This window comes from Armatimonas sp., assembly GCF_964826245.1.
Map to the genome: position 1 here is coordinate 1 of NZ_CBAYMC010000222.1, position 6,971 is coordinate 6,971.

The following is a 6,971-nucleotide window of genomic DNA, read 5'->3' on the forward strand; positions in this document are numbered from 1 at the left end:
CATGGTCTGGTTCTCCAGCGACGACGGGGTGCACTGGAACCCGCTGCGCAACAACATGCCCGCCACGTCCATCCGTGATCTCGTCGTCCACGACGACGATCTCGTCGTCGGTACCCACGGGCGCTCGTTCTGGATTCTGGACTCCATCACCGCTCTTCGCCAGCTCTCCAGCGAGCCCGTCGCCCTCTACGCCCCAACCGTCGCCTACCTCGTGGACTGGAACCGCAACACAGACACGCCCCTTCCCCCGGAGGAGCCCGCCGGTCAGAATCCCCCCGATGGCGTCGTGATCGACTACTACCTCGCGCTAACGGCAAAGGAAGTTCGTCTCGAAGTGCGCGATGCCCAAGGCAAAGTTGTCCGGAAATGGAGCAGCACCGACAAGCCTGAGTTCATCGATCCCCTCAAGCTCACCGTCGATCCCCGCTGGGCACGCCCCTGGCAGCCGCTTTTAGCCACCTCAGGCTCCCACCGCTTTATCTGGAACCTGCGCCAGTACGCCCCCGCCAGTGGTCTTGGCATGGACGCCATCTGGCAGAACACCCCGACGTCCAAAGCCCCGTGGGTTGCTCCGGGAGCCTACACCCTCCACCTCACCGTGGATGGGAAAACCAGCGAGCAGAAGCTAGACGTAAAGCCCGACCCGCGAAAAAGCCCCAGACGGTAAACGTCTGGCAAGCCGGACGCTTACCGTCGCGGCTGGTCGGGTATTTATGATGAGTGCTTTACTCGCTCCGCAGGGCTCCCAGCAGCGAGCCACGGAGTGCCGCTATAGTCGCGAGCCACACCCAGAGCAGACCGCTTCCTAGAACCGCGAGGAGGGTGATGCCGAGGCTGACAAAGGGAATGCCGACACCGGGCGTTTTGAGCGACGGCAGGACGGCCACGAGTGCGGCGGCAACTCCGACGGCAAGACCCAGAAACAAGAGCAAGACGTGCTCGGAGAAGACAAGCTGGTGGAGGGATTTTTTCGTGAACCCAATCGCGCGGAGCAGGGCGAGCTCGCCCTGGCGCTCTAGGACATTGCGTAGGACGATCACGCCGAGGCCGAGGCTTCCCAGGAGTAGGCCCATGCCGCCGAGGATCGCAAAGATCGAAAGATAAGTGTTCTCCACGGCGCTGAACATTCCCAGGCGCTCCGGAGTCGTAACCACACTCAGGCCCGTGTCTTCTAGACCACGGGTGAGTGCCTCGGCGAGGGCTTTTATCTTGGCTTCGGGCGCATCAATCAGAAACACCTGGTAGCCGCTGTGGTTGGCAAAGAGCTTCGTAAAGTGGCGCTCGGAGAGGATGAGGTTCCCCTGGAGCACGGAGTTGTTGATGATACCCACGACTTTCAGTTTGTGCTTCGTGCCGCGATCATCGGTGTAGTCAATGAGCTGGCCCACACCCGAATGCAGCATCCACATCACGGTGTTCATGTCCCCGATGACAGGGATTGTGTCCGTGCCATCGCTGGTCTCCAGCAAGTCCCAGGGATTGGCTTTTTTATCGGCGAGCGACTGGCTAAACCCGAAGGCGCTGCGTTCTGCGAGGCGCTTAGGATCAACTCCCAGCAGGCGCGGGGTCTGGGCGCGGTTGAGGTTCAGACAGCTCGCCTCGTCACCCTCTCGCAAGCGAAACGGAACGACTTTCGCCTCGGTCATCTCAGCCTCGTCCAGCCCGAAGGCATCGCGGCCCTCGGCGGAGTTCAGATCCTGGTAGACGGGAAGCGAGGCCTCGGCGTAGAGGGCAAACCCGCCCGTCCCCGACGAACGCTCGCGGGCGGCCTCGCGCGGATCATGCCGATTAGCCCCCACGGCGATCACGAGAAAGCTCCCACAGGCAAGCAGCGTGATCGCGCCCGTGCTGCGTGAGAGTCGCCGCGCCGCATTGCGCCGCCCAACACTCGTCAGGCTCAGCGCCCCTTCCGTGATCTCAAGCCTCCGCAAGAGCTGCCGCGCCGCCAGAATCCCGGCGATGAGCAGAAGCATTCCCGAGCCAAAGAAAATCCCCGCCGCCTCTTCGCCGTGCTTGCCGATGCCAAAGAACGCGAGGCCGACAGCAAGGAGAGGGAGAAGGAGCGTCCAAGGAACCCTCCTCCCCAGCCCTCCTCCCGAGAACCATGGGAGGAGGGGGAGCCGCTCCCTCCTCCCATCCTGCCTCCCAGGATTGGGAGGAGGGCCGGGGAGGAGGGAAAGAAGCGCTTGCGCCGAGGCTTGGCCTTGCTTGCGGGCGACGAGCCAGATCACGAGGAGTGCGACCAGAAAGCTGCCGATGCCACCGCCGATCAGCGTCTCGGGCTTGGCGTAGTAGGTCAGCGGCGAGCCCACGACGGCATCTTTCCAGACGCTTCCCAGTCCGGCGATCACGGCGCGGGTATAGAGGGTGGCGACAAAAACACCAGCGATGCTGGCGAGAAAGGCGATCAAGCCACCTTCGAGTAGGAGCAGGGTGCGGACGCGGCGTGGCGTGACGCCGATGGCGAGCAGTGTCCCCATCTCGCGGCTGCGCTGCTCCACCCCAAAGCCGAAGAGTAGGGCGGCGAGAAGAAGCGCAGCGATGATCAGAAAAATACTGAAGCCTAGAAAGAGCGAGCCAAAGTCCATGGAGTTGGCGCTGGCGGAGAGGGCACGCTCGCGGATGGGCTGGAAGAAAAGCCCCAGTGCGGCGGGGCTGAGCGCCTGGCGGACGCAGGCCTCGACGGTCGCCGTGTCGGACTTGTAGCGAATCGCAGTGAGGTTGCCAAAGCGGTTGTTCCAGATGGTTTGGCCGGCCTTGAGCGTGATAAAGGCCTTGGGCGTGCCACGAAAGGCGCTCCAGTACGCTTGGTCTTTGTCGCGGATTTTCTCCAGGTCAATGGGCACGCCTGGCTCCCAGTCACGGCAGTCTTTCTTGTCCGAGAGGCCAGGGATGTCCGGCATGAGCGTAGGATCGAGCGTCGGGCCGGAGAGCGGGACGATGCCGCGCACGGTGAACTCACTGGTGTGCTCTTCGAGCTTGCGCAGTGGCCCCACGAGCCAGTAGCTTAGGCTGACCTTGTCGCCCACCTTCGCCCCGAGCTCGTCGGCGAGCCACTGGTTGATCAGCGCTTCGTCGTCGGTCATGCCTTGTGGCAGAGGAGCGCCCTCTAGCGCAGCGACCGTGGAGTAGGGCACGGATTTTGTACCAAGCGTCAGGCGGTTGACAAAGTAGGTGAGAATACGGCGGGCACCGGGCTGCGCAGTCTCCGCGGCTTTTGCGACCTCGGGCTCCAGAAAAACACGGTCGGTGCGCAGCTCTAGCTCGCCCGTGGCGGGAACGGGCTTGAGCTTGAGGCCCGCGTCGGTGAGTTTCCATTTTTCCCAGAGCGCACGGGTCAGCGCATCCGTGGCCGTTCCTTTGCCGACCAGCAGAAGATTGGCGCGGCCTTCCTGCCCAATGGCTTTTTGGAGCGTGGCACGGGGAATAAAAGCGTTGTAGGGCGGGATCTGGTTGGCATCGAGGCTGAAGTTACCAAAGAGCTGCTCGGTGATCACAAAGCGCACCGGCAGGCGCAGGGCGACTGTGGCGTCCTCTATCTTGGAGAGCGGAGCATCACGCGAGAGCAGGCTGGGCTTGTCCACACGGATTAGAACCTCATCGCCCACATCGACGCCTAAAAACTTCGCCAGACGCTCGTTGAGCGCGACCCCGTCCTCGGCCATGTTGACTGTGCCCGCGCCGCCTAGCTTCCAGAATGCCTCATCCACCCCGACGACTTGGACGCGCCCGGCGCGCGCTGTTCCCTCGCTATTGGCCGCCGCACCGCGCAGCAGAATCGACGCCGAGGTCGGGGCCGCTACACCGAGCTCGTTGGTCAGTTCCGTGCGGAAAAAACGCCCCGGATTATAGAGCGCATGCTCAATCCCCCCAATGCGGGCTAGGGCTTGCTGCATCAGGCTATAGCGCACCGAGTCCCCGACCGCCAGTGCGCCCGTGAGGATCGCCGCCGCCAGCACCGCGCCCAAAAACACCCCAAGGTGGGCTTTCTTGTGGAACTTCAGCCCCGCCAGCGCGAGCTTAAGGAGGTTCATGGTGTTTATTCCCCCCTAACCCCCGCCGAGCGGGGAGACAACAAGGTATTTTCCGCATATCCCCCCCGCCGGGCGGGGGATGGGGGGGTGGGGGTGGTTTTCATACGAGCAGCCCCTCGTCGAGACGGTAGGTCTTGCCCAGCTTGGCGGCCAGCTCGGGGGAGTGGGTGATGACGAGGAGCGCGACTCCTTCTTCTTTGTTGAGCTCGATGAGCAAATCCGTGAGGTTGTTGGCGGAGTCTTGGTCCAGTGCGCCCGTGGGCTCGTCGGCCAATAACAGCTTGGGCTCGTTGAGGAGCGCCCGCACGACCGCAACCCGCTGGCGCTCGCCGCCGGAGAGCTGACCGGGGCGGTGCGCGAGCCGCTCGCCTAGGCCTACACGGTTCAGCAGGCGCTTGGCGCGGGGCTCAGCAGGCTCCTTGCGCTGTGCGGGGCCTTCTGCGAGCGTGGGAATCAGGACGTTTTCGAGGACCGTGCACTGGGGGAGCAAGTGATGGAGCTGGAAGATCATCCCCAGCTTCTGGCTCCGTACCCGCGCCAGGGCTTTCTCGTCCAGCCCGATCAGGCTCGTCCCCTCCAGAGTAATGCTCCCACTATCCGGTGACTCCAGCGTCCCGATAATATTGAGCAGCGTACTCTTGCCCGACCCCGACGGCCCCACAATCGCGGCCATCTCCCCTGCAGCCAGGCTCAGGTTCACCCCGCGCAGGACAGGCTTCTCCACCCCGACAAAACTCTTGACGATTCCCGAAAGCTCCAGCAGACTCATGTGTCTACTTTACCCGATAACTCTTGCCGTCGTCGCTGTGGGAGAGTAGGTAGTTCCCCGACCACTCGTCCCAGCCCGCTGCGAGGGCGATCCCCTTGCGCACGAAGCCCTCTGCGAGCAAGTGCGCGACCACCTCCTCCCAGAGCACTTCCGGGGAGTCGTCGAAGTCGAGGGTGAGGTGGCCGTTGGTGGCGGGGTAGAGAGTCATAGCTCCAGCAAGTCCCACCCGGTGACAATCGTGCCGCTGAAGTGTGGCTTGACAGCATCGTGCCAGGCCGAGTCGGGGAGGGGGGCGCCGCCGGGGACGAAGTGGGAGAGCACGAGGGTCTTGACTCCTGCTTCGGTGGCGACCCGGCCCACTTGCTCGGGCGTCGAGTGGCTGGCATGCAGATGCTCCCGGAGCGTTTTCGCGTTGGGCTCGCTGGCGATGAGTGGCTCTAGGGCACTGGGAAGCATGATCTCATGAACGAGGACATCCGCTCCTTGGGCCAGCTCCACAACACCCTTGCTGTAGGTCGTGTCGCCGGAGAAGACAAAAGACCGATCGGGGGTGTCGAAGCGGTACGCGAACGAGTGCTTGAGCGGCGGGTGAGCATTGAGCGTGCAGCGCACCGTCACGCCGTTCTCGCTCAGTAGCTCACTGGGTTTGGTGATTTCTCGCACGCCCACAAAGCTCTCAAATGGCGGACGGCCTTCGTCGGCGATTCGTGTTTTGATGTCCAGTGCTTGAAACGCCTGGAAGTGGCGCAGCATGGCCTTAAGCGGCGGTGGCCCCCAGAGCGTAATCGGCTTTGTGGGGTTAGTCGCCCACGCCAGCAAGGCGAGCGTCCCAATATCGGCGCTATGGTCAGAGTGCTGGTGGGTGAGAAAGACATTCCGAAAGCTATTGATCCCAATCTTGGCCTTTGCAAGCTGTTGCCCCACCCCATTGCCCGCGTCAATGATAAACGTCTCCTCGCCCACTACCAATGCATACGCCGATGGTGCCCGATTTGCCTTTGGTGTCGGCCCGCCCGCCGTTCCCAGAAGAACGAGCCGTGTACTCACGCGAGAACGGTCTCCAAGAATGCATTTGTAAACTTCCCTTCCGGATCGAAGGCTTCTCGTAGGCGCAGGAACTCGGGGAGCTTGGGGTAGCCGGTGGGCTTCATCGTGAAGACTTTACCCCAGTGGGGACGCGGGTCAAAAGGGGCGAGGGCTTCTTCAATAACCGGCAGCAGCGCGAGGACTTCGGGGATATTTTGTTTCCAGGTGAAGTGAAAGCCCACTGAGTCGCGCTGGTAGTGGGGGCTGAGCCAGAGGTTGTCGGCGGCGATGGTGCGAATCTCGGAGATCATGAGCTGGGGAGCGAGTTTATCGCGCAGTGCGGCGATGGCAGTGAAAGCGGCGAGGGCGTTCTCGCGGCCCACGAAGTACTCGCTCTGGAGCTCCGCGCCGCTGCTGGGGGTGAAGGCGAGCTTGAAGTGCGGCAGGCGCTCGTGCCAGGGGCCGGGAATGCCGCACTGGGTCGTGCAGCTCTCGGTGGAGTGGTCGGGGAGGGGATGGCGGTTCTCAGTGGCTTTTTGCGCCCCAAAGAGCGTCTCGGGAAAGTCGCCGGTTTTTGACTTCACCCAGACCTGGTTCACAAACGCGCTCTGCCAGTCTGTGAAGAGGCTGACGGAGTAGCCACTGCCGGTGATTTCGTCGAAGTGCGTGAGCAGCGCCTCAACCGGGAGGTTGGTGTAGGCGGTCTGCGCAATCTCAAAAGTGGGCTGGATCTTAAGCGTGAGCTGGGTGACCACGCCCAGTGCGCCCAGATGCACCACCATACCGTCGAAATCATCGCCGTGGGTTTCGCGGGAGAGAGTCACTCTGTTGCCGCTGGCCTTGACGAGCTCCATTCCCACCACCGAAGTCGCGAGGTTTCCATTGCCGTCACCGGAGCCATGCGTACCCGTTGCCACGGCCCCTGCCACGGAGATATGCGGCAGGGACGCCAGATTAGGCAGTGCGAAGCCTTCCGCGTTTAAGTACACGGCTAGCTCGCCGTAGCGCACGCCGCTCTCAATCGTGACGGTTCGTTTCTCCCGATCCACCCCGAGGATCTTGGTGAGCTTCTCGGTCGAGATCATGTCCTCGGGGCAGTCGGCAATCGCATTGAAGCAGTGGCGCGTCCCGAGGGCGCGTAG

5 protein-coding genes and 1 pseudogene are annotated in these 6,971 nt (G+C 62.8%); 1 reads left to right on the forward strand and 5 read right to left on the reverse strand.

Annotated elements, in window-relative coordinates; genetic code table 11:
• Window positions 1–667, forward strand: a pseudogene (locus AC1XOS_RS17670) (glycoside hydrolase); the annotation flags it as partial.
• Between the two features lie 58 nt (window positions 668–725).
• On the opposite strand, the gene AC1XOS_RS17675 reads toward AC1XOS_RS17670, so the two are convergent.
• From AC1XOS_RS17675 to AC1XOS_RS17695, 5 genes are all read right to left on the reverse strand, one after another.
• Entirely contained in the window at window positions 726–4,034 is a 3,309-nt protein-coding gene (locus tag AC1XOS_RS17675) for an ABC transporter permease (RefSeq protein ID WP_481963537.1), read from the reverse strand.
• Window positions 4,035–4,134: 100 nt separating this feature from the next.
• Window positions 4,135–4,803: an ABC transporter ATP-binding protein gene (locus AC1XOS_RS17680; RefSeq protein ID WP_481963538.1), complete on the reverse strand. Its 669-nt coding sequence runs from the start codon at window positions 4,801–4,803 to the stop codon at window positions 4,135–4,137.
• Window positions 4,804–4,807: 4 nt separating this feature from the next.
• Window positions 4,808–5,011, reverse strand: a complete 204-nt coding sequence (locus AC1XOS_RS17685) for a hypothetical protein (protein ID WP_481963539.1) — start codon at window positions 5,009–5,011, stop codon at window positions 4,808–4,810.
• Window positions 5,008–5,850, reverse strand: coding sequence for an MBL fold metallo-hydrolase (locus AC1XOS_RS17690; RefSeq protein ID WP_481963540.1), 843 nt, complete (start codon window positions 5,848–5,850; stop codon window positions 5,008–5,010). Before AC1XOS_RS17690 ends, AC1XOS_RS17685 begins: the two co-directional genes overlap by 4 nt.
• Window positions 5,847–6,971, reverse strand: a 1,125-nt coding sequence (locus tag AC1XOS_RS17695) for an FAD-binding protein (protein ID WP_481963541.1), incomplete at its 5' end; no start/stop codon positions are given. The genes AC1XOS_RS17695 and AC1XOS_RS17690, both read right to left, overlap by 4 nt.

What these genes read in the sequence shown, in the direction of transcription:
- AC1XOS_RS17680 (WP_481963538.1), bottom strand. Translation starts at nt 4,803, where the DNA reads ATGAGTCTGCTGGAGCTTTCGGGAATCGTCAAGAGTTTTGTCGGGGTG.
- AC1XOS_RS17685 (WP_481963539.1), bottom strand. Translation starts at nt 5,011, where the DNA reads ATGACTCTCTACCCCGCCACCAACGGCCACCTCACCCTCGACTTCGAC.
- AC1XOS_RS17675 (WP_481963537.1), bottom strand. Translation starts at nt 4,034, where the DNA reads ATGAACCTCCTTAAGCTCGCGCTGGCGGGGCTGAAGTTCCACAAGAAA.